The sequence below is a fragment of the Streptomyces sp. PU-14G genome, from assembly GCF_041028275.1.
Classification (GTDB): domain Bacteria; phylum Actinomycetota; class Actinomycetes; order Streptomycetales; family Streptomycetaceae; genus Streptomyces.
In genome coordinates, this window is record NZ_JASKYT010000031.1 from 1 (window position 1) to 21,789 (window position 21,789).

The 21,789-nt window shown below is 72.3% G+C and carries 23 protein-coding genes; 12 read left to right on the forward strand and 11 right to left on the reverse strand.

Annotated elements, in window-relative coordinates; all coding sequences use genetic code 11:
• Positions 1–78: 78 nt before the first annotated feature.
• Genes AB8Z75_RS06160 through AB8Z75_RS06180 form a run of 5 tightly spaced genes read left to right on the forward strand, consistent with a single transcriptional unit; the run spans position 79 to position 5,117 of the window.
• Positions 79–978, forward strand: a complete 900-nt coding sequence (locus tag AB8Z75_RS06160) for a sugar phosphate isomerase/epimerase family protein (protein ID WP_369200349.1) — start codon at positions 79–81, stop codon at positions 976–978.
• Positions 975–2,444: a M20/M25/M40 family metallo-hydrolase gene (locus AB8Z75_RS06165; protein WP_369200350.1), complete on the forward strand. Its 1,470-nt coding sequence runs from the start codon at positions 975–977 to the stop codon at positions 2,442–2,444. Before AB8Z75_RS06160 ends, AB8Z75_RS06165 begins: the two co-directional genes overlap by 4 nt.
• Positions 2,441–3,685, forward strand: coding sequence for an Ldh family oxidoreductase (locus tag AB8Z75_RS06170; RefSeq protein WP_369200351.1), 1,245 nt, complete (start codon positions 2,441–2,443; stop codon positions 3,683–3,685). Before AB8Z75_RS06165 ends, AB8Z75_RS06170 begins: the two co-directional genes overlap by 4 nt.
• Positions 3,682–4,620, forward strand: coding sequence for a Gfo/Idh/MocA family protein (locus tag AB8Z75_RS06175; protein ID WP_369200352.1), 939 nt, complete (start codon positions 3,682–3,684; stop codon positions 4,618–4,620). The genes AB8Z75_RS06170 and AB8Z75_RS06175 overlap by 4 nt, the downstream gene beginning before the upstream one ends.
• The gene (locus AB8Z75_RS06180; protein WP_369200353.1) at positions 4,617–5,117 is read left to right on the forward strand and encodes a hypothetical protein; all 501 of its coding nucleotides are present in this window, start codon (positions 4,617–4,619) and stop codon (positions 5,115–5,117) included. The genes AB8Z75_RS06175 and AB8Z75_RS06180 overlap by 4 nt, the downstream gene beginning before the upstream one ends.
• Before the next feature lie 131 nt (positions 5,118–5,248).
• On the opposite strand, the gene AB8Z75_RS06185 is transcribed toward AB8Z75_RS06180, so the two are convergent.
• From AB8Z75_RS06185 to AB8Z75_RS06195, 3 genes are all read right to left on the reverse strand, one after another.
• Entirely contained in the window at positions 5,249–5,782 is a 534-nt protein-coding gene (locus AB8Z75_RS06185; RefSeq protein WP_369200354.1) for an EF-hand domain-containing protein, read from the reverse strand.
• Between the two features lie 144 nt (positions 5,783–5,926).
• On the reverse strand, positions 5,927–7,186 hold the full coding sequence (locus tag AB8Z75_RS06190) for a nucleotide sugar dehydrogenase (protein ID WP_369200355.1): 1,260 nt from the start codon (positions 7,184–7,186) through the stop codon (positions 5,927–5,929).
• Positions 7,187–7,247: 61 nt separating this feature from the next.
• Entirely contained in the window at positions 7,248–7,553 is a 306-nt protein-coding gene (locus tag AB8Z75_RS06195; protein ID WP_369200356.1) for a hypothetical protein, read from the reverse strand.
• Between the two features lie 274 nt (positions 7,554–7,827).
• Between AB8Z75_RS06195 and AB8Z75_RS06200 the strand changes: the two genes are divergently transcribed.
• A complete protein-coding gene (locus tag AB8Z75_RS06200; protein WP_369200357.1) occupies positions 7,828–8,781 on the forward strand; it encodes a hypothetical protein in 954 nt (317 codons plus the stop codon).
• A 64-nt stretch (positions 8,782–8,845) separates the two neighbouring features.
• Here AB8Z75_RS06200 and AB8Z75_RS06205 read toward each other — a convergent pair whose 3' ends face one another.
• Positions 8,846–9,016 carry a hypothetical protein gene (locus AB8Z75_RS06205; protein ID WP_369200358.1) on the reverse strand — a complete coding sequence of 57 codons (171 nt, stop codon included), beginning with the start codon at positions 9,014–9,016 and terminating at the stop codon, positions 8,846–8,848.
• A gap of 259 nt (positions 9,017–9,275) precedes the next feature.
• Positions 9,276–11,867, reverse strand: a complete 2,592-nt coding sequence (locus AB8Z75_RS06210; RefSeq protein WP_369200359.1) for a polysaccharide lyase family 8 super-sandwich domain-containing protein — start codon at positions 11,865–11,867, stop codon at positions 9,276–9,278.
• A 272-nt stretch (positions 11,868–12,139) separates the two neighbouring features.
• On the opposite strand from AB8Z75_RS06210, the gene AB8Z75_RS06215 reads away from it, so the two are divergent.
• The 3 genes from AB8Z75_RS06215 (at position 12,140) to AB8Z75_RS06225 (ending at position 15,179) form a co-directional block, all read left to right on the forward strand.
• Positions 12,140–12,892: a metallophosphoesterase gene (locus AB8Z75_RS06215; RefSeq protein WP_369200360.1), complete on the forward strand. Its 753-nt coding sequence runs from the start codon at positions 12,140–12,142 to the stop codon at positions 12,890–12,892.
• Between the two features lie 161 nt (positions 12,893–13,053).
• Entirely contained in the window at positions 13,054–14,280 is a 1,227-nt protein-coding gene (locus tag AB8Z75_RS06220; protein WP_369200361.1) for a cytochrome P450, read from the forward strand.
• A gap of 284 nt (positions 14,281–14,564) precedes the next feature.
• Positions 14,565–15,179, forward strand: coding sequence for a DUF4865 family protein (locus AB8Z75_RS06225; protein ID WP_369200362.1), 615 nt, complete (start codon positions 14,565–14,567; stop codon positions 15,177–15,179).
• A 152-nt stretch (positions 15,180–15,331) separates the two neighbouring features.
• Here the strand turns inward: AB8Z75_RS06225 and AB8Z75_RS06230 are convergent, their stop codons facing one another.
• The 4 genes from AB8Z75_RS06230 to AB8Z75_RS06245 form a co-directional block, all read right to left on the reverse strand.
• Positions 15,332–15,568, reverse strand: a complete 237-nt coding sequence (locus AB8Z75_RS06230; protein ID WP_369200363.1) for a hypothetical protein — start codon at positions 15,566–15,568, stop codon at positions 15,332–15,334.
• Positions 15,569–15,947: 379 nt separating this feature from the next.
• On the reverse strand, positions 15,948–16,160 hold the full coding sequence (locus tag AB8Z75_RS06235) for a DUF397 domain-containing protein (protein WP_369200364.1): 213 nt from the start codon (positions 16,158–16,160) through the stop codon (positions 15,948–15,950).
• Positions 16,161–16,184: 24 nt separating this feature from the next.
• Positions 16,185–16,403 carry a DUF397 domain-containing protein gene (locus AB8Z75_RS06240; protein WP_369200365.1) on the reverse strand — a complete coding sequence of 73 codons (219 nt, stop codon included), beginning with the start codon at positions 16,401–16,403 and terminating at the stop codon, positions 16,185–16,187.
• Entirely contained in the window at positions 16,400–17,230 is an 831-nt protein-coding gene (locus AB8Z75_RS06245; RefSeq protein WP_369200366.1) for a helix-turn-helix transcriptional regulator, read from the reverse strand. The genes AB8Z75_RS06240 and AB8Z75_RS06245 overlap by 4 nt, the downstream gene beginning before the upstream one ends.
• A 116-nt stretch (positions 17,231–17,346) precedes the next feature.
• On the opposite strand from AB8Z75_RS06245, the gene AB8Z75_RS06250 reads away from it, so the two are divergent.
• Together AB8Z75_RS06250 and AB8Z75_RS06255 are read left to right on the forward strand one after the other, a co-directional pair.
• The gene (locus tag AB8Z75_RS06250; protein ID WP_369200367.1) at positions 17,347–17,583 is read left to right on the forward strand and encodes a hypothetical protein; all 237 of its coding nucleotides are present in this window, start codon (positions 17,347–17,349) and stop codon (positions 17,581–17,583) included.
• Positions 17,580–17,795 (forward strand): hypothetical protein, encoded by a 216-nt coding sequence (locus tag AB8Z75_RS06255; protein WP_369200368.1) that lies wholly within the window; start codon positions 17,580–17,582, stop codon positions 17,793–17,795. The genes AB8Z75_RS06250 and AB8Z75_RS06255 overlap by 4 nt, the downstream gene beginning before the upstream one ends.
• 30 nt (positions 17,796–17,825) lie before the next feature.
• Here AB8Z75_RS06255 and AB8Z75_RS06260 read toward each other — a convergent pair whose 3' ends face one another.
• Positions 17,826–18,185 carry a hypothetical protein gene (locus AB8Z75_RS06260; RefSeq protein ID WP_369200369.1) on the reverse strand — a complete coding sequence of 120 codons (360 nt, stop codon included), beginning with the start codon at positions 18,183–18,185 and terminating at the stop codon, positions 17,826–17,828.
• Between the two features lie 192 nt (positions 18,186–18,377).
• Entirely contained in the window at positions 18,378–20,183 is a 1,806-nt protein-coding gene (locus tag AB8Z75_RS06265; protein ID WP_369200370.1) for a thiamine pyrophosphate-requiring protein, read from the reverse strand.
• 420 nt (positions 20,184–20,603) lie between these two features.
• Here AB8Z75_RS06265 and AB8Z75_RS06270 point away from each other — a divergent pair, with 420 nt between their 5' ends.
• Positions 20,604–21,737 carry an enolase C-terminal domain-like protein gene (locus AB8Z75_RS06270; RefSeq protein WP_369200380.1) on the forward strand — a complete coding sequence of 378 codons (1,134 nt, stop codon included), beginning with the start codon at positions 20,604–20,606 and terminating at the stop codon, positions 21,735–21,737.
• Positions 21,738–21,789: the final 52 nt, after the last annotated feature.

Genomic DNA, 21,789 nt, shown 5'->3' on the forward strand with positions numbered 1-21,789 from the left:
CCCCGAAGGCCCCGCTGCCCGCCCAAGACGCCCCGCTGCCCGCCCAAGACGACCCGCTCTCCGCCGAAGAGGACGCCCGTGCCCGCTGAAGGAAACCACTCGCCAGGCGTGTTCGCCGACCGGTGCGCGGGCATCGGCGACGAGGCGGCCCCCGACCTCGAAGGCCAGATCGCCGCCATACGCGAACTGGGCTGGCGCCGCATCGAACTGCGCACCGTCGAGCGGACCGCCCTCGGCGACCTCGCTCCCCGAGCGGTGCGCGCCCTCGCCCACCGGCTGCGGAGCGCGGATCTCCAGGTGATCTGCCTCGCCTCCCGGATCGGCAACTGGGCGCGGCCCGTCACCACGCCCTTCGAGACCGACCTGGCCGAGCTGGAGACGCTGCTCGACCAGTGCGCCGTACTGGACTGCCGGTTCGTGCGCGTCATGTCGTACCCCAACGACGGGCTGGCGGAGGGGGAGTGGGCGAGGGAGGTCATCGACCGGCTGGGCCGTCTCGCCCGCCGTGCGGAGACGGCAGGTGTCACCCTCCTGCACGAGAACTGCGCCGGTTGGGCGGGGGAGGACGCCGCCCGCGTACTCCGGCTGCTGCGGGAGACCGACAGCCCGGCGCTGCGCCTGCTGTTCGACACCGGCAACGGTGTCCCCTACGGCTACGACGCGGGCGCCCTGCTGCGGCAGATCCTGCCCTACGTGGAACACGTCCACATCAAGGACGCCCGCACCACCCCCCAGGGCAGCACCGACTACGTACTCCCCGGTGACGGTGAGGCACGGGTGGCCGACTGCCTGCGGACCCTGCTGGAGGGCGGCTACCGCGGTGCCTTCTCCCTCGAACCCCACCTGTCAGCGCAGCCGCACGCCGGGGTGAGCGCCGACGCCAGCGCGGCGCGCCCGTTCGTGGCGGCGGGACGACGGCTCGAAAACCTCCTCGCACCGCACCGCGACACCGCCGGCCGGATCGCGGGAACGCCGTGAGGCGCGGCAGCGCGGGGCCGCCCGCCGCCCTGCTGACCGAAGCCGACCACGCACTGCTCCTGGATCTGCTGCACACCCCCACCGTCAGCCCGCTGGAGGCGGGCGAGTCCGACGCACCGGCCCGGCTGTGGCAGGCCCAGCGCGCCTACGCCGAGGCGGCCAGGGCGGCCGGCCTGCACGTGGTGCGGCACGCGGCACCCGATCCGGCCGCTCTGCGGCGCGACGACGTACCCGCCGCGGTGCGGGCCGCCGCACGGAACCCGGCCTTCCTCGCCGGGCAGCCCAGCCTGGTGCTGCGCCTGGGGCCCGCGCGACCGCGCCGGGAGACCGTCATGTTCAACGTGCACCTCGACACCGTCGCCGGGAGCGAGCCGGTCACCTTCGACGGGGAGCGCTTCACCGGACGCGGCGCCGTCGACGCCAAGGGCCCCGCTGTCGCGCTGCTGGCCGGGGTACGCGCCGCGGCTGCCGCGCAGCCGGCCCTCGGCCGCGAGGTGGCCGTGCTCGTGCAGGCGGTGTGCGGCGAAGAGGGCGGCGCCATGGGCACGTTCGGTACCCGCCCGCTCGTCGAGGCCGGGTACGTCGGCAGGCTGAACGTCTTCTGCGAACCCACCGGGCTGCGTCACCTGCCCCGGGCGACCGCGTCCATGACGGCACGCGTGACGGTGGCGGGCGAGGACGCCATCGACGACCGCCCCGAAGCCGGCCACAACGCCACCGTCCTCCTGGGCTTCCTCGCCCAGTACCTGGCCGCCGAGTTCGAGGCGCATCCGGCTCGGGCCCACGCCGTCGGCGCGGCGTGCGTCGCCGGACTGCACACCGGGCACGCGCACAACCGCGTCTACGGCACGGGCAGTCTGCTGGTCAACGTCGCCTATGCGGACACGGCCGAGGGCGCCGCCGCTGAGCGGGCGCTCAGCGACACCGTCGCCGACGGCCTGCGCGCGTTCACCGCCCGCTTCGCCGGGATCCGCGACTTCGCGCGCACCGCGGCCGAGGCCGCCGCGCTGACCAGGCTGGAGTGGGACAAGCGGGGCCTGCCGGCGCTGCGCGCCGACCAGCTCGGCGACCTGGAGGCCGAAGAGGTGCTCGCCGCTGCCGGAGTGCCCCGTCAGACGGCCACCGAACCCGCGTTCACCTGCGACGCCCTCTGGATGCACGGCATCCCCGGCACCTACACCACCGTCCTCGGGCCCGGCCGCCTGGACGCCAACAACGCCCACGCGGCGGGCGAGTTCGTCGCCCTCGCCGACCTGGAGGCGTTCGCCGCGCAGGTACGGGCACTGCTGCTCTCCTTCACCGACCGGCTGCGCGCCCGTACGCCGCACAGCGACCCCGGCAGGCCCGGCAGGCCCGGCGAGGCCAGTGAGCCCGGCGAGTCCAGTGAGCCCAGCGAACCCGGCGAACCCGGCCAGTCCAGTGAGCCCGGCGAGCCCGGCACGTCCAGCAAAGGAAACCCCGCATGACACCACCAGACCAGCACACCGCGCCCCGGCCGCCCCACGCGCACGCCCCCGCCGGCACCGGCCCACGCCCCGGCCGCGACACCGCCACCGACACCGCCACCGACACCGTCGCTGACGCCGCCCCCGACACCGTGACCGTCGACCACGGCGAGCTGCTGGTGGCCGCGCGCGAGGCGTTCACCACGCGCGGCGTGCCCGAGGCCAGGGCGGCCACCGCGGCGGACGCCCTGTGCTACGGCGACCTGGCCGGGCTCGGCTCCCACGGGCTGTTCAACCTCACCCGCCTCTACCTCCCGCTGCTGGAGTCGGGCCGCGCCGACCCCGCGGCCGAGCCCCGCACGGTGACGGACCTGGGCGCCTGCGTCCTGATCGACTCCCGTCGCTCCCTGGGGTTGTGGAGCGCGGCGCACGCCATGGACCTGGCCGCGGAACGGGCCGGACGACACGGCGTCGGGCTGGTGTCCGTACGGAACGCGACGCACTTCGGCTGCGCGGGCTACCACACGGCACGCGCGGCCCGACAGGGCATGATCGGTGTCCTGGCGGGCAACTGCGGAGGCCAGCGCATCGCCCGGCCGCCCCGCGGGGCGCTCGCCATGCTCGGCACCAATCCGCTCAGCGTCGCCGCGCCCGCCCTGGACGACGACCACCCGTTCGTGTTGGACATGAGCACAACGGCCGTGCCCACGGGGCGGATCCGCACCGCGGCCCGCCGCGGCGAGTCGATTCCCGCCGGCTGGCTGGAGGACGCGGACGGTGCCCCGGTGACCGACCCGGCCGCCTTCGACCGCGGCGAGGCGTACCTGCGGTGGCTGGGCGGAGATCCGGAGACCGGCGCGTACAAGGGGTACGGGCTGGGACTGGCCGTCGAGATGCTGGCGGCGCTGCTGCCCGGCGCCGGCGTGGGCCCGTCCCCCGACGCGCTGGCGGGCGACGGGCGTCCGCACGGCCGTGACGACGACATCGGTTTCCTCGCCCTGGCCGTGGCGCCCGGCGCGCTCCGCGCCGAGGAGGACTTCCGCGCCGAGGCCCGCTCCCTCTTCGGCACGCTGACGCAGTGCCCGCCCGCCGACGGGCACACCGGCGTGCGCTACCCGGGCTGGTGGGAGGCCGAACGCGCCCGCGTCCGCCGCGACGAGGGCGTTCCGCTGCCCGCGCACCTGTACGAGGAACTCGTCGGGCTGGGTCTCCTGCCGCACTCCGCGCGTCCGGCCGCAGGTGCGCAGGGCGGTGTCCGATGACCTTCCGCCGTATCGGGCTCATCGGCCTCGGGGCGATCTCGCGGTACTACCTCGCCGCGATCGACGCCGCGCCCGGCTGGGAGCTGACCGCGCTGTGCGACGTGCGGGGCCCGGCCCTGCGGCCCCACCACGGGCGCGTGTCCTGCTTCACCGACCACCGCAGGATGCTGGCGGAGTGCGACCTCGACGCCGTCGTCGTCGCCGTCCCCAACCACGTGCACGCCTCGGTGTGCGGTGACGCGCTGCGCGCGGGCGTGGCCGTGTGCGTGGAGAAACCCCTCGCCCTGACCGTGGCCGAGGGGCGGGCCCTCTGCGCGCTCGCGGCGGAGACGGACACCCCGCTGTTCACCGCCTTCCACCGCCGCTACAACGACGCCGTGGCCCGCCTGCGCGGGCAGCTGTCCACCGGCGGCGGCATCGCCTCCGTGCGCGTGCGCTATCTGGAGCGCATCGAGGAACACATCCAGGGCGACACCTGGTATCTCGACCCGGAGCGCTGCGGCGGCGGCTGCGTCGCCGACAACGGACCGAACGCCTTCGACCTCGTGCGGCTGCTGATCGGCGAGGTCACCGTCGACCGCGCCGCCGTCGCACGGGACGCGCAGGGCGTCGACCGCCAGGCCGTCATCGACCTGCGCGGTCAGGGGGGCAGGACGGCACGCGTGGAACTGGACTGGAGCTGGCCGGGCGAGACGAAGGACCTCCAGGTGCAAAGGGCGGACGGCACCGTCCTGCACGCCGACATGCTCGCACTGCATCCCGGATTCAAGGCGTCGCTGTGGCATGAGTACGCCGGAATCCTCGACGACTTCGCGCACGCCGTGCACACGGGGACGCGGGCGGACGGGGGGCTCGCCGCGCTGGAGCTGGTGGCGGACGCCTACGACCGCGAGGAGCCGCCTGCCCGGGCGGCGGAAGGAGAGCAGATCCGATGACCGAGCGGACGCCGACACCGACGGCGGAGCGGACACCGGCACTGACGGCGGCAAGGACGCCGGCACCGGCGTGGACGCAGGAGGCGCCGAAGGCGCCGCGGGAGAGCGGGGCGAAGCGTCCCGTGCACGGCGCGCTCGTCAAGGTGCTGCTGCACCGCAGGACCGAACGCGGCATGAGCCTGGAACCGCACGCCAGCCGCTGCGTGCGCCGCGGCGAGGTGCACGAACTGGTCACCACCGACCACCGGGAGACCGCCCCGGGAACCCGCATCGACCGGGTGGGCTTCCTCGGCTTCGTCGAGCTGTCGTGCGCGGGGGTTCTGGACCGCGGCGACGACGTGTGGATCGGTGGCGTACACGTCGGAACCGTCCTCGGCTTCGACGCCTGCCACTTCCCCAACCACTACAACATCCTCATCGACGCCGGCCGTCTGCTCACGGGCGAGGATCTCGAACTGCGCCCCGAGCTGCCGGTCTCCTTCACCCAGGCCGTGTGAACCGTGACCGCCCACGCCGTGTGAGCTGTCGCCGCCTCGGCCGGCCGCTCACACGGCGCTCGCACCGCACAGAGAAAGGCCGGTGGCCCCGCTCAGCGGGGCCACCGGCTTGTTGTGCGCCGCTGCCGGTCTCAGCCCAGCAGCTCGACGTCGAGCCGCCCGAAGTGGTACTCGCGGACCGCCGCGAGCAGCTCCTCGAGCGAGAGCTCGCCGTCACCGTTGGTGTCCACCTGCTGGAAGGCTTCCTTCGCCTCGGCGCGGTTGACCCCGACGCCCGACAGCCACGCCTGGAACTCGTCGGCGTTGATCTGCCCGTCGGCGTTCTTGTCGCAGATGCCGATGATGCCCTTGACCACCGGGCCCAGGACGCGGTTGAAGTTGGCCTCGCCGCCCCGGAAGATCAGGTCCCCGGTCACCTGGAGGAACTGGTCCCTGGTGACGGCTCCGGCGGCGCCGACCCCCGCCTCCCGGGCGAGGTAGTCGAAGAGCCCGTCGAAGGCGTCCTTGAGGGCCTCCACCTCCCGGGAGTCCGGGGACTTGCCGAAAGCGTGCGCGATCTTGGCGGCCTCCTCGTGGAAGTCACCCCTCTCCAGGACGCCGTTGGCGTCAGCGTCCCACTTGTCGAAGCGCCTCTGCAGACGGTCGTTCGCGATGGCAGTGGTCATGCCGGTTTCCTTTCGGGTTGTGCGGTGGCAAGACGGCGCCTGGGCGTTCCGTGCCCGCGCCGCCCTCGCGTGCTTCTCCCCTGGGGGCACGCAAGTCTGTGGAGGGCCGGGCCCGAGCGGGCCCCGGCCACGGGGGAGGGGGCGTCACAGACGGGTGACGCGTACCCCCGCGGTTCTGCCGCGCGTGTCCAGCACGGGGCACTGCGCCCTGGCCAGCAGCATCGGGTCGTAGCAGGAGTGGTCCTGCAGCAGGAGCGCGAGGTCGCTGTCGGCCAGCGCCCCGGCCAGGTCGGATCTCCGACTCAGCGGGGTCCCCTCGCAGTCGAAGGAGGGAACGTAGGGGTCGTGGTAGGAGACCTCGGCGCCCCCGGAGCGCAGCAGCGCGGCCACGGTGAAGGCGGGGGACTCGCGCGTGTCGGCGATGTCCGGCTTGTAGGTGACCCCGAGCAGCAGCACCCGGGCCCCGCGCAAGGATCTGCCCTGCGCCTGGAGCAGACCGGCCGCCCGCTGGACGACATGGCGGGGCATCCGGCCCAGCACGTCTCTCGCCGCGGAGAGCATGTGGAAGGAGAAGCCCTCGGACTCGGCCTTCACCGCCAGATACCGCGGATCGACGGGAATGCAGTGGCCGCCGACGCCCGCGCCCGGACTGAACGCGGTGAAACCGAAGGGTTTCGTGGCGGCGCAATACAGCACGTCCCAGATGTCGATGCCCATCTTGTCGCAGAAGAGCGCGACTTCGTCGACCAGTGCGATATTGACGTACCGGTAGGTGTTCTCCAGCAGTTTCGCCATCTCGGCTTCCCGCGTGCCTCTGGCCACCACCACGGTGTCCACCAGCCGGCTGTAGAAAGCGACGGCGTGTTTCGCGCATAACGGGGTGCAGCCACTCACCACGCGAGGTGTGTTGCTCATCGTGAACGAGGAATTCCCCGGGTCGATTCTCTCCGGTGAATACGCCAGGTGGAAGTCCTCACCCACCGTCAGGCCGCTGCCCCGCTCCAACAGGGGCCGCACGATCTCCTCTGTGGTGCCCGGATGACTGGTGGACTCGACGACCACCAGGGTGCCGGGGCGCAGCTGCGCGGCCACGTCACCGACGGCAGCCTTGAGGGAGTCCAGATCCGGGTCGCCTGCCGGGCTCAGCCCGGTGGGCACGCAGACGACGATCGTGCCGGCGCCCGCGAGCACCGACGGGTCGGTGGTGGCGCGAAAGCCCGCGGCGCCCATGGCGGCCACCTCGGCGTGGCTGATGTCGTCGACGTGCGAGCGGCCCGCCCGCAAGCCGTCGACCACCGGCGCGGAAACGTCGTAGCCGACCGTCGACAACCCCACCGCGCAGGCCCGTTGGGCCAGTGGTAATCCGATGTACCCCAGGCCGACGACGGCCAGGTCACATGTCATGCGTACCTCTCTGCCCGTATGCCGTTCCCTCTACGGATTCCGTACGCGAGACGGAGCGGCCTCAGGCGGAGAAGCTGCCGCTGCCCGGGGCGACGTGCGAGCCGTGCCCCGGCTGCACCGTCAGGCTGGGCGTCATGCAGAACGGATCGCCGTAGATCTTCACCGGCTGGTCCGTGTTGTTGGTGAGCACATGCGCGGCGGGAGGCAGCTTGTGACAGCCCTCGGGGTTCTCGTAGCGAGTGAGCGGCTGGAATTCGGTCTCGAACACGGTGACGTCACCGGTCGCCGCGCTGGCGGTTCCACTGCCCAGTGCGAGAGCCGTGAAAGCGGTTGCCGCGGCGACGAGCACGGGACGGAACTTGCGCATTTGAGCTGCCTTTCTTCCTGACAAGGTGGTCACTCACAGCATGTCCCGCGATGCGCCGTTTGAATGATGGAGCTGCCGCATTCCGCCGAAAGGGTGACGGTCTCCCGCAGGGGTGACGCTGCGCCGCCACCGAGTGCTTTTCCGCCACCCCGCGAGGCCCCGGAGGCCGCGCGGGGTACCGCTGGTGCACCCGCGCATCGGCCGCACATCGCCGCGCATCGCTGCACATTGCCGCGCATCGCCGCACATCGCCTCGCATCGTTCGGGAGGACAGGTGGACCTGGACGACGTCACCGACGAGCTGTACGGGCTGCCACCCGACGACTTCACCGCCACCCGCGAGCAGCGGGCCCAGCAGGCGCGGGAGGCGGGAGCGCGGGAGCTGGCCGGGCGGATCCACCGTCTGCGGCGCCCCACCCTGGCGGCCTGGGCCGGCAACCTGCTGGTCCGTGAGCAGCCCGAACAGGTCCGCCTGCTCCTGGAGCTGGGCGAGGCGCTGCGGCAGGCGCACCGCGACCTGGACGGTGCGCAGCTACGGGAGCTGTCGGCCCGCCAGCACCAGGTGACCGCCCGGCTCGCGAGGGAGGCGGCTGAGCTGGCTGCCCAGTACGGACACCGCATCAGCGAGGCCGCCCGGCGCGAGGTCGCGGACACGCTGCACGCGGCGCTGGCCGACCCGCAGGCCGGTCGGGACTGGGCTGCGGGCCGCCTCGACAGGCCGCTCGCCCCGCCGGTCGGCTTCGCCCCCGGCTCCGCCGGAACCGCCGGAACCGGAGAGCGGGCCGGAGCCGGGGGAACGACCACCTCGGCGGGCGCAGCGCCGCGCCGCCGCTCGTCCAAGAGCGACCGCCGTTCGTCGCAGAGCGACCGGGACCGGGACGCCGGGCACAAGGCCGGGCAGGACAGGGAACGCCGCCACCGGCAGCAGCTCTCCCGCGCCCGCGAACAGGCCCGCGAGGCTCAGCGCGCGCTGGAAGCCCGGGAGGACGAACAGCGCGCCGCGCGGGAGGCGGAAGACCGCGCCGAGGAGCGACAGGACCAGGCGGAGCAGCGCGTGACCGCTCTCGGAGAGGAGCTGCGCGAGGCCGAGCGCGAGCAGCAGCAGGCCCGCACCGGGGTCCGCACCGCGCGGGACCGGCTGCGCCGGGCCGAGCGCGCGGTGGGCAAGGCCCGCCGCAAGGCCGACGACGCGACCGCCCGCGCGGACCAGCTCGCCGACGGGTCCTGACCGGCGGACCGGTGGCCCCTGGCGGCTGTCCCGTCGCCCGGAGCGCTGGCCGGCCCGCTGCCCCTCAGCGTTTGCCGGACTCCTCGTCGCGTTCGCCCTCCGCCTGCGAGGGCGTGGTGCGCGGGCAGTCCGGGTGCTGTGCTGCCTTGCGGTGTTCGGCGGGCGCCCCGGAGCGGACCTCCTGGACGTCGTCGTCACGCTCGCCCTCGGCCTGCGAAGGAGTCTGGTCACTCATAGTGATCTCCTCTCGGAGACGACCTTGCCACTCGCCACGGGTACCCCGCACCGGGCCCGGTCTCCCGCCCTCCGCGAAGGTTTCCGCCCCGACATGGAAGCGGACGCCGACGCGGGCGTCGGCGCCGACATGCACGCCGACGCGGACACCGAGGCGGACGCCGAGGCGCACGCAATAAGCCTACGGCGGATCGGTGCGCGCGGTCGTACACCGGCCGCGGAGGGGGGAGACGTGGACGACACGCCTCGCAGAGAAAGCTCTACCGGAGGGTGACGACGAAGCTGCGCCCGTAGGCGTGGCGGGTGCGGATGCGCACGAGCGTGCCGCCCCGCGTGGGGCGGACGTCGATGTCGTCCCCGGCCTCGACCGGGCGCAGCCGACGCCCGCGCAGCAGCAGACTCAGCTCGTCTCTGCGCATGGTGGGATCSKMGSSSSCCTCGCGCCCCTCGCGCCCCTCGCGCCGCACCAGCACCGAGGCGGGTCCGTCGAGGTGGAGGCCGGCGACGGCCTGACGGCCGCGCGCGAAGGAGTTGACCGCGAGCAGGCCGAGCCCGGAGTGCCGGATCGCCTGGAGGCGGGTGGTGTTGGCGAGCACCCCGAGAGCGCGGTGACGACCGTGGCGCTCGCCGTACGCGTCCAGCGCCCGCCGCGTGGCGTGCGGGACGAGCGCGCAGGCGTAGGAACGCGGCTCCGCGCCCGCCTCCTGGCGGAACGCGGCGCTGAAGACCTGCCGCGTCACGGCCGTGTCCGGGTTCGCCGTACGGACCGCGCGGCGGCTGCGGGTCACCGTCTTCAGGCCGACGGTCAGCGGGTGCGGCCTCCTGTCCAGGAAGAGGTAGCCCACCGCGCCGCCGCGGGTCTCGTCGGCGTACCGCAGCCAGCGCAGCCGTGCGGTGCCCGCGCCGGACCAGGGACCGCCACCGGCTCGTCGGCCGGTGACGACGAGCTCGTCGTCCGGATCCGCGATGCGGGCGTCCACCGTGGTCGTCACCGGACGGCCGCCGCGGTCGCCGACCCCGGCCGCGAGGACGACGATCTCCTCGTCCAGCAGGAACCACGACTTGGTCGCCGTCGCGTTGCGGTACACGGTGAAGTCGTCCGGCAGCCGGTCGCGTTCCGCGTACGCGACGTCGTCCGACTGCACCATGCCCGCCGCGCCGTAGGCGCCGAGCACCGCGCCGCCCGAGTGCCTGTTGGTGCCGCGCGGAAAGTACACGTACGTGTTCTGCGACGCGGAGGAGGGGGTGAAGTGCAGCGGATGGCCGGGGTTGTCGTAGTAGGGCTTCCCGTACAGCTCGGGCACCGTCTCACGCCGCTCCTCGGGCGCCGTCACCCCCGCGAGCCCGTACGGGGAGACGGCGGTGAAGTAGTCGACGCCGAACGAGCGCGCCTGGTCTTGGCCCGCGAGGTACAGGTAGTGAGCGCCGTCGCCCTGGAACCAGGGCATCAGGTTCTCCCCACTCATGTACTCGTACTTGCTGACGCGGTCGGAGCTGCGCGAGAGCGCGAAGGCGAAACCCGGGCGGCGGTGCACCGTCTTGTCCATGGCGTTGAACGCGGTGCTGCGCGCGGCCGGATTGAGATCCTTCGCGGGCACCGACGCGTCGCTGAGGATCTCCGCGTACCGCACCACCGTCAGCGGCGAGGCGAAGCGGGCCGGATCGGGGGCGTCGGCCGAGGAGCCGGCCACGTGCTTGACGTAGCTCTTGAGCGCCGCCGACCGCTCGCCGTCCGCGTACGCCGACAGGCCGGTGACGGCCTCCACGACAGCGGCGCTGTCCGCGTACCCGCCGCCCGTGCGCGAGACCGCGCGCCCCTTGACGATCTCCATCATCCAGCCCTCGAAGACGAGCGGCGCGAAGCCGTCGGCGACCCAGCGGTGCACGACCGGCACCAGCGCCGCGGTGTCCGCGTAACCGGTCCCGTCGAGGAGCCCCAGCGCCTGCACGGCCCGCGTCAGCAGCGCCCTCCCGTACGACCCGGTGTAGGCGACGGAACCGTGCTGGATGAACGAGCCGTCCGCGTAGTGCCCGTCGGTCACACCGTGCCGCAGCCGGTAGGGATCGACGGTCGCGTAGACGGTGAGCTGGTCCTCCAGCGCCTTGCGGATGCGCCCCTCGTCGCCGACGAGGGCGCCCTGGAGGAGGCGGTTGGTGGTGATGTCGGCGAGGTTGGCGCCGGTGTGGAAGCGGGAGTCCAGATCGACATCGCCGTCCTTGCCGTTGCGCAGGTAGGCGTCCATCGAGGCGATATAGGTGCGCGTCAGGTCGGGACGCTGCCCGGCGATCTCCTCCGCGAGCAGGACGAGTGTCGCCGTGGCGCTGGTGGAGATACCGATCTCCCAGGTGAACCAGTTGCCGTAGTAGCCGCGCGACTGGTCGCCGTAGTAGTCCTCGTGGAGCCGGGCCAGTCCTTCCACGACGCGGCGGCGTGCCGCGGCGCCACCGGTGCCGAGCCCGGGCGCCCGCGCCGCCAGGGCGATCTCGTACAGCATCCGGAAGGTCGTGTTGAGGTGCGCGTCCCTCGTGCCCAGCGGCAGCCCCTCGAACAGCTCGCCCTCGCCGGCCGCCTCCAGCTTGGCGAGGTTGGTGGTGGCCCTCTCGGCCAGCGCCGCCAGCTTGGCGGACGTCTCCGGGCGGGCGTTGGATCCCCGCGTTCCCGCGAACGCGGCGACGGCGTTCGTCAGCAGCCGGTCGGTGCCGGCCGTGGCCGTCGTCCCGGCTCCGGTCACCGCCCCGGCCCCCGTGCCGTCGGGGCCGAGCGGTGCGGCGGTGGCGTCGGTCGCGGGGAGCACCGCCGCCAGCCCGGCGGCGGACAGGAGGGACAGGACATGTCTGCGCGCGATCTCCATGGGTCTCCCCCCGGAAGCCGGACTGACGTGGCGCAGTCAAGCAGCGGGGGAGGGCGGCGACAAGCGGGCGCGCGCACCCGAGCGCCACCCGCCGCGTGCCACCGTGTGCACCCTGCATATCGCCGCGTGCCTCCGCGTGCCACACGTGTCGCCGCCTGCCTCCGCGTGCCACTCGTGTACGGCTGCCGGGCCGGACGTCAAGCCTCCGCGCGCACTTACGCGGCAGGCGAAAGCCGTGACGCGGGCGCGCCGGGTGCGGCGAGCATGAGGCCATGCTGGAGCGTGTAGCGGTCCTGTCCGACATCCACGGGGTGCTCCCCGCACTGGAAGCCGTCCTCGCCGAGCCGGACGTGCGGACGGCGGACCGCATCGTGCTGACCGGCGACCTCGCGTCCGGGCCGCAGCCCACCGAGGTCCTCGACCTGCTCACCGGTCTCGGCGACCGGGCCGTCTGGCTCAGGGGCAACGCCGACCGCGAGCTGCTGGAGTACCGCCGCGAGGGGCGCCGTCAGATGCCCGACACCGTCTCCCCGTGGGCCGCCGGACAACTGCGCCCCGACCACCTGGACCTGCTGGAGAGCCTGCCGCTCACCCGTGAGCTGGCCGTCGCGGGGCTGGGTCAGGTGCTGTTCTGCCACGCCGTCCCCGGCGACGACGAGGAGGTCGTCCTGGTCGACTCCGCCCTCGACCGCTGGCAGGAAGCCCTCGGCGGCGTCGCCGAGGAGATCCGCACCGTGGTCTTCGGCCACACCCACATGCCGTTCGTTCGGCTCGCCCACGGGCGTCTGGTGGTCAACCCGGGCAGTGTCGGCATGCCCTACGGCATGCCCGGCGCACACTGGGCACTCCTCGGCCCCGGCGTCACACTCCGGCGCACCGACTACGACATCGAAGCGGCGATCGCGCAGGTCACCGAGTGCTCGGGTTTCGAGGAGGCCGCCGAATGGGCCGGCTACTTCCTGCGCGCCCGCGCCTCGGACGCGGAGGCCCTGGCCGTATTCGGGCCTCGGGACCCGAACCGGTAGGTGCCCTGCCACACCGGTAGGTGCCCTGCCGCCTCAACGGGCAACCCCGGCTGACTCGTTCCGGACTCCTTCGCCACCTCCCCGTCGCATAGTGTCCGCACACGTGCACGCTCACGTGCCGGTGCGACGGTGCACCGGCGCGCCGTCGGGAGGAAACGCGAGTGGAGTCAGCCGGGGAGAGAAGCGGACGCAAAACCGCCCTCGTCGAGAAGGAGACCGGCAGGTGCCCCGTGCGGCACGACGCCGACGGGGTGTGGCGCGTGGCCACCTACGGCACCGGCCGGGCCGCCCTGCGCGCCGGCGGAACGGTACAGGCGGGGCTGGGCATCGAGACCGTCGAGAAACTGCCCGCCTCCGTACGGCGCCCCGTCCTCTACCGCGACGGGCCCGAACACCGCGAGCACCGCCGCCAGACCGCCCGGTACTTCACCCCGCGCCGCGTCTCCGAGCACTACCGCGACCTGATGATCCGCGTCGCCGACCAGCAGCTCACCCGGCTGCGGCAGGCGGGCAGCGCCCACCTGTCGGACCTCTCCTTCGCTCTCGCCGCCGAGGTGACCGCCGGCGTCATCGGCCTCACCGAGAGCAGGCCCGGCCTCCTGCGCCGGCTGGAGCGCTTCTTTCCGGACACGTTCGAGGAGCCCAGCTACACCAGCCTGCGCGCACTCCGCTTCCTGCTGCGGCGCAACACCGCATGGCTGGGGCTCTACTTCGGCGACGTCCGCCCCGCCGTACGCGCCCGCCGCCACGCCCGGCGCGACGACCTCCTCTCCCACCTGCTGGACGAGGGCTGCACGGCGGGAGAAATCCTCGGCGAGTGCGTCACCTTCGCGGCAGCCGGCATGATCACCACCCGCGAGTTCGTGAACGTCGCCGCCTGGCACCTCTTCGGCGACGACGCGTTGCGCGAGGAGTACCTGACCGCCGACGAGGCAGGACGACACGCCGTCCTGCACGAGATCCTCCGCCTGGAGCCCGTCGTCTCCGCCCTCCGCCGCCGGACGACCGCCCCGCTCGACCTGCCCGGCGGCGACGGGGACGGGGACGGCGCCACGGTCACCGTTCCGGCGGGCTCACTCGTCGAGATACGGGTCGACGACGCCAACCTCGACACCGACGCGTTCGGACCCGCGCCTGAACGGGTGTGTCCCGCCCGCGGTACCGACGGCCATCTCCCCGGCCCCGGCCTCTCCTTCGGCGACGGGCCCCACAAGTGCCCCGGGGCCGCCGTCGCCATCCAGGAGACCGACATCTTCCTCACCCGCCTCTTCGCCCTGCCGGGCCTGCGGATGCGCGGTGAGCCCACCGTGCGCGTCAAGGAGAACCTGGGCAGCTACGAGGTGCGCGGCCTCATCGTCACCGTGGACCCGGGCCCGTCCGGCGCCTGACGCCGGTCGAAGGGTGTGCCGAGGGAGCCGGCACACCCTTCGGCGTTCGACCGGCGTCGCCGTCCCGGGCCCTCGCACGAAGCAAACCCGAGCACCCGAGGCCTTCTGTACCTACTGGTATGTACACTGCCGACATGAGCACTGCGGAAAGGCCTTGCATGCGCGTCTCCCGTACACCGCAACCCACCGCCACCCCTTCGGCCAGATCCTGCACGTCACCGAGGCCGAATACCTCGCAGGCCTGCTCGCCCACTGACCATCCACGCGGAGAGGCGGCATCGCTCGTGTATGCCAAGCAGTACGAGATCACTCTGCCCGCCGACTACGACATGGAGACCATCCGCAAGCGGGTGTCCGAGGGCGGCCACGTCCTCGACGACCGGGCCGGACTGGGGCTGAAGGCGTACGTCATCCGCGAACGCGGTGTCGACGGCTCGCCGGTCAACCAGTACGCCCCCTTCTACCTGTGGAACGACACCGGTGCGATGGCCCACTTTCTCGTCGGCGGCGGAGGGTTCCAGAACATCGTCCGGGACTTCGGCCGCCCTGCCGCCCGGCATGGGACCGGCATCGCCTGCCACGCGGGCCCCGCCCGCACAGCGCTTCCCAGAGCAGCCTCACGCCGCCTCACCTCGATACCTTCCGACGCCGACGCGGACGGCACCGGACTCGGCCTGTCCGCGCTGATCGAGCGGGAGGCCGAACAGCTGCGACAGCTCTGCGGCCATGAAGGCGTGCACACCGCTGCGCTGGCCGTCGACCCCCACCACTGGGAGCTGCTGCGGTTCGTGGTGTGGGCGGACTCCTCCGCGCCGGACGAGGAGGCGACCGAGCGCTACGAAGTGCTGCACCTGTCCGCCCCCGGCCTGGACGGCCTGCCGGAGGGGCGGGGCTGGTAGCAGCCTCTGAGTCGGCGCCCGCGCCCGCGCTCGTCACGGCGCGCTGCGCTGGAGGGCCGGCACCCGGGGGTGCCGGCCCTCACCCCTGAAGCGGGTGCGCTATCGCCCCGCACGGGGACCGCAACCGACCGAACCGGTCAGATCCCGGACGTTCACCGGAGCACGTAGAGGTACCAGAGATGCTCGGCCTTCTCCTCGCATCGGAACGCCTCGATGCCCTGGAGTTTGCTTCCCGCCACGGAGCAGTTGTTGAAACTGAAGTACCAGTTCTCGTACTCCCAGCCGTCCAACTGCGCACGAGGAGCGGTCTGGGCAGCGTCGGCACCGGTCGACTGCCCGGCAGCCTGGACCGAGCCGGCCCCCGCCAACAGGGCGGTGCCCACCGCCACAGCAGAGATCCCAGCCTTGAGCGCTTTACGCATCCCGTTTCTCCCGTCTCACGTTGCGTGCTGCGGATGACGTGCGGCGCGGGCTCGCGCCGCGTCCGTGGAGCAGACCGGACTCCGTATGTTGGTCAGGAAGGAGATCGGCGTTACGCCGTCGCATTTCCTGGCCTTCGGCGGCCTGCCCTTGATGAGTGCAGCACTGAGAAAGGTTGTTCAGCAGCACCCTCCCCTCCTGTGAACAACTGCCGTTGCGGGCGCGGTCGAAAGGAGGGCAGGCGAGGGCTGATCAGTTCCCGTAACCGCTCAGACAGGTGACGGGGGAGGCAGTGGGCGGTTGCCGCCGGGTGCGGGGGCCTCGCCACCTGCCGGAGGGCGGCCCATGTCAGCGGACGCCGGCCTGCCCGTCGCGTATGTGTGAGACGAACGCCGTCCATGCCTGGTCGGTGAAGAGCAGGACGGGCCCGTGGGGGTTCTTGGAGTCCCGGACGGGGAGGCCCGCGCCGGTGTGCCCATCGGCGACCTCCAGGCAGTTACCGCCGTTGTTGGCGCTGTGGCTGCTTCGCCGCCACGCCTGGTATGGCCTACTGCTGGTCATCGCGCGTACCTCTTTGTTCGGGGGTCAGCGGATATCCGACTGCCCGTCGTGTACGTGTGAGATGAAGGCCGTCCATGCCTGGTCGGTGAAGAGCAGGACGGGCCCGTGGGGGTTCTTGGAGTCCCGGACGGGGAGGCCCGCGCCGGTGTGCCCATCGGCGACCTCCAGGCAGTTACCGCCGTTCTGACCGCTGTAGCTGCTCCTGCGCCACGCCCTGACGGGGAGGTCGGTCGCGCTGATCATGAGATTTCCTTCGCTCTGGCGGCGATCAGGTCGATTGACGCCTTGGGAGAGAGGGCGTCGGCTCGCAGCAGATCATAGGCGTAGGCGTAGTCGGCGACCTCCTCCGGAGCAGCGCTGATGTAGCCACGAGCACGGCCGTCGACGTAGACGACGTCCGCACCTTCGTTCATGGTCAGGCCGGCGAAAGGGCCGTCCATACTGGCGTGGGCGCCCACGTCGAACGGAACGACCTGCACGATGGTCCTGGGGTCTTCTGCTGCGGCCAGGACTGCTTCCAACTGCCGGGCCATGATGTGCGGTCCACCGACCGCTCGGCGGAGCACGTTCTCGTCGAGGACGGCCCACAGCCGGCAACGGTCGGTCCGCTCCAGGATGTGTTGGCGAGTCATCCTTGCCGCAACCATTTCGTCGGTGTTCGGCAGACGTGCTGCGGCGAAGAGGGCCCGAGCGTACTCCTCCGTCTGCAACAACCCCGGCACTACCTGGTTCTCGAAGTCCCAGATGCAGGTGGCGTCCTTCTCCAGGTCCACGAAGGGGCGGAACCAGTCCGGGTAGGCGTGTTCGATCACGACGGGCCACAGGCGGGCGAACAGCCCGCCTGTGCACAGCGCGTCGTCACAGCGTTGGGCGAACTCCTCGCTGGGCACGCGGCTTCCGGACTCGATCCGTGACACGTACGAGTGGGTGCAGAACGTGCGCCGTCCCAGTGTGGTCTGGCTCAGTCCGGCTTCCTCTCTGCGGATGCGCAGTTCGGTACCGAAGTAGGCGAGGGTCGACACCTTGGGGTCGGCCTTGGGGTTGCCGTCGACATGCTGTTCTGCCGTCATCTCGTTCTCCGCGTCTTGACAAGCGCAGGTGCACAGCTCGTGCTCTCCCCGAATTATGTCCGGAGCGCCACGCTGGGACCACGGAAAGTGAGAATCTCGGGAGAGAGGCGCTGTTGATGCACGCAGAGAACCGTCGGGCGGACTCGGCACTGGTCAGGCTCCGCGAGGCGGAGGAGACGTACGAGCGGCTGCGCCGGGCGCTGGCGGAGGCGGACGTCGTGCTGCCTTCGCTCCGCGTGGACCTGGCCTCGTGTGCCGACCGGGTCCTGCGGGGGCCGCTGCTCGAACTGGGCGGCTGCAATCTGGCCACCGCCGAGCGGTTGGCCGAGGCGTTGGCGGGTCAGCCGCGTTGAGCGGTGCGGGCTGGCAGCCGGGGGAGGTCGTCACCGACCTCGCCCGGCGTACGGCGGGGGTCGTGCACACGGTCGCGGAGGACGGCACGGTGCGGCTCGTGAGGCCCGGCGGGCCCGCGTGGTGGGCGGAGTCCGGTGACCTCAGGGCGGCGACGCGCGCGGAGGTCATATCGGTGAAGGTCGCGACGGCCAACCACCGTTGGGGGCTGTAGGGGAGGCCCCGGGCGCACGCCGGGCGGGGTTCACAGCCGGTCGACGACGCTCGGTGGGGCGAACAGGTGGCGTGCGCGGTGTTCGAGGACGAAACGTTCGGGGAGCTGGAACATCTCCGGCGACGTGCACTTGGCGCACGTCGGGTCCTCTTCGGGGAGCTGTTCGGCGTGCTGGACGGCGAGGTGTTCGGCGAGCCGGATCTGGGTGGTGACGACCGTGTCGAAGGGGTCGCAGTCCACGGAGGGGCCCAGTTCCTCCAGCGCGGCGCTGAACACCTCGCCGGCCCGTTTCATCGCCCCGTACAGGTCCGCGCACTTCTCGCATCCCCACATCCACGCCGGGGGCAGTGGCCACGTGTCCGCCGGGTCGGTGTCCCAGTCATCGTCCATGCGGCTCACGGTAGTCAGCCAGGAGACGGACCGTCAGCGAGACGGCAGAAATGCGCCCGGCAGGGGGCCGTCTTCCCGGCCCGGGGTGGCGGCCCGCAGGCGAAGACGCGGGCCCGCCCCGGGGCGCGGGTGCGCCTCGGGGCGGGCCCTGGCGGGGGGCACCGGGTGCTGAGCCGCGGCCCGCGCCGCGGCTCAGTCGTGCTTGCGGCCCGGCAGGTTCTCGTACATGTCGGTGAGCTTCTGCCGGAAGCCGCGGGCGGCGATGCCCGTGCGTTCGGGGTCGCGGATGCCCGCCTTGACGGCCTTCTTGGCCTGTTCCTTCATGATGTGCGGCGGGATGGGGGCGATCTCGTTGTCGACGACGAACTCCAGGACGACGGGGCGGTCGCTGGCGAGGGCCTCCTCCCAGGCGGAGGTGACCTTCTTCGGGTCGTCGCAGCGGATGCCCTTGAGGCCGGCGAGTTCGGCGTACTCGGCGTAGGGGAAGTCGGGCAGGTACTGCGATCCCTCGTACTTGGGGTCGCCTCCCATGGCGCGCTGTTCCCAGGTCACCTGGTTGAGGTCCTGGTTGTTGAGGACGCAGAAGATCAGCGGCGGGGAGCCCTGCATGCGGTCGGTGTACCGCTTGACGGTGATCATCTCGTTCATGCCGTTCATCTGGAACGCGCCGTCACCGACGAAGGCGATCACCGGGCGGTCCGGGTAGGCGAAGCGCGCGGCGATGGCGTACGGGACGCCGGGGCCCATGGTGGCCAGGGTGCCGGAGAGGGTGGCCTGCATGCCCTTGCGGAGCTTGATGTGGCGGGCCCACCAGTTGGTGGCGGAGCCCGAGTCGGCGGTGAGGAGGGCGTTGTCGGGCAGCAGCGGGGAGACCTCGTGGGCGACGGCCTGCGGGTTGATCTTGCCGCCGAAGGTCTGCCCCGCCCGCTTCTCCAGGACGTCGTCCCAGGTGCGGACGTTCTCCTCGATCTGCTCGCGCCAGGAGCGGTCCTCCTTGCGGTTGAGCAGGGGCAGCAGCTCCTTGAGCGTCTCCTTCGCGTCCCCGACGAGGTGGGCGTCCATCGGGTAGCGGATGCCGATCATGCGGCCGTCGATGTCGATCTCGACGCCCTTGCAACTGCCCTCGTCGGGCAGCCATTCGGCGTAGGGGAAGCTGGTGCCGACCATGAGCAGCGTGTCGCAGTTCATGATCATCTCGTCGCTGGCCTTGGAGCCGAGGAGACCGATCGGACCCGTGACGAACGGCAGGTCGTCCGAGACGACCTGGCGGCCCAGCAGCGCCTTGGCGATGCCCGCGCCCAGCACCTCCGCGGTCTCGACGACCTCCGCCTCGGCGTTCGCGGCGCCCTGCCCGATGAGCATGGCGACCTTCTTGCCCTCGTTGAGGACGTCGGCCGCCTTGCGCAGCTCGTCCTTGTTGGGCAGCACCCGCGGCTGGCTCCAGCCGACGCTGGAGTAGACCGATCCGTGCGACTTGGGCGGCGAGGGTACGGCCTCGGACTCCTGGATGTCCTCGGGAACGATGATCGTGGCGACGCTGCGCATGGTCAGCGCCGTCTTGAACGCCCGGTCGATCACGTGCCGCATCTGGCCCGGGTCCATGACGATCTGGCAGAACTCCGAGACGTCCGCGAAGAGGTGTTCGAGGGCGACTTCCTGCTGGTAGTGGGTGCCCTGGGCGAGCCGCTTCTGCTGCCCGACGAGCGCCACGACCGGCTGGTGGTCCAGCTTCGCGTCGTACAGGCCGTTGAGCAGGTGGATGGCTCCGGGACCCGACGTGGCGGCGCAGACACCGACCTCGCCGGTGAACTTGGCGTGTCCGCACGCCATGAACGCCGCCATCTCCTCGTGCCGGGTCTGGATGAACTCCGGATCACCCTTGGCACGGTCGAAGGCGCCGAGCATGCCGTTGATGCCGTCGCCCGGGTACCCGTAGACCCGGTGGACTCCCCACTCGCGAAGGCGTGCCAGAACGTAGTCGGCTACTTGCTGCGCCATTGGTGCTCCCATTCACGTGGCTGACGCGACGGTCCAAGGCCGAGTCCCACGCCGCGGGCTCCCGCAAACCGGTCGCTGCCGCCGACGCCTCCGCCTGAGCCACCGTTCGCGGTGTGCGTGCCGGTGCCACCGGCCGTGCGGCGCCCCCTCGTGTCACCCGTCGTCGCGCCCCTCGTATCACCCGTCGTCAGGTGTGCGCCGCTGCTGCCTGGCCGTGGTGCGTCCGCCCGTGCCACCGCCCGTTTCGCCGCCTCCTTGCGAGGTACCCATGACCGGTCGGCGAAGCGAGACCGCGGGGCCCCGTGCGGTGAGGCGGTGGGGTCACCAGGCGGTGAGAGGAGACGGCGGAGGGTGACCACGAGGGGTGCGTCGCGGCAGACGCCTGAAACGGAGCCCGAGCGCGTGGCCGGCCTCGCCGGGATGGCGGGCGGAGCGGAGGGGGTGCGCGTCGAGGATGTGCGCGTCCACGCCTTCTCCGTGCCCACCGACGGTCCCGACGGCGTCGAGGAGGACGGCACTCTGCGCTGGGAGGCGACGACCGCGGTCGTCGTCGAGGTGCTGGCCGGAGGCCGCACGGGTGTGGGTTACACCTACGGCGACGTCTCGACCGCCGGGTTCGTCGCCTCGAAGCTCGCCCCGCTGGTGACCGGCGGTGACGCGCTGGCGCCCGCGGCCCTGTGGCACCGGATGTTCGCCGCCGTCCGCAACGCGGGGAGGCCCGGGCTCGGCGCCATGGCGATCTCGGCCGTCGACATCGCCCTGTGGGACCTCAAGGCCAGGCTGCTCGGTCTGCCCCTGTTCCGCCTGCTGCCCGCCGTGCACGACGAGGTTCCCGTCTACGGCAGCGGCGGTTTCACCAACTACCCGCACGACCGGCTGGCCGACCAGCTCACCGGCTGGGTCGAGCAGGGCATTCCGCGGGTGAAGATCAAGACTTCGCGTCACCCCGGGCAGGACGCCGCCCGGCTGTCGGCGGCCCGAGAGGCCATCGGGCCCGACACCGAGCTGTTCGCCGACGCCAACGGCGCCCTGAGCCGCAAGGAGGCGCTCTACTGGGCGCGGCGGATGGCAGGGGAGTGGGACGTGCGGTGGCTGGAGGAGCCGGTCTCCTCGGACGACACCGCGGGGCTGCGGCTGCTGCGCGATCAGGGCCCGGGGCGGCTGGAGATCGCCGCGGGGGAGTACGGCTACGTCCTCGGAGACTTCACCGCCCTGCTGCAGGCGGGGGCGGTGGACTGCCTCCAGGCCGACGTGACGCGCTGCGGCGGCGTCACCGGGCTGCTCCAGGTCGCGGGGCTGGCGGCGGCGCACCGCGTGGACCTGTCGGCGCACTGCGCGCCCGCTGCCTCCGCGCACGCCTTCTGCGCCGTGGAGCGGCTGCGCCATCTGGAGTACTTCCACGACCACGTACGAGTCGAAGAACGCCTGTTCGATGGCGTGCTGCGTCCGGTCGGCGGAGCGCTGCGGCCCGCACACGACCGCCCCGGGCTGGGCCTGAAGGTGCGGTGGGCGGACGCCGAGCCCTACCGGGTCCACGGCCACCGCCCCGGCTGACGGCACCGCGCCGCCCGCCGCGCCGCGGCGGCGCACCGGGCGCACACCCGTA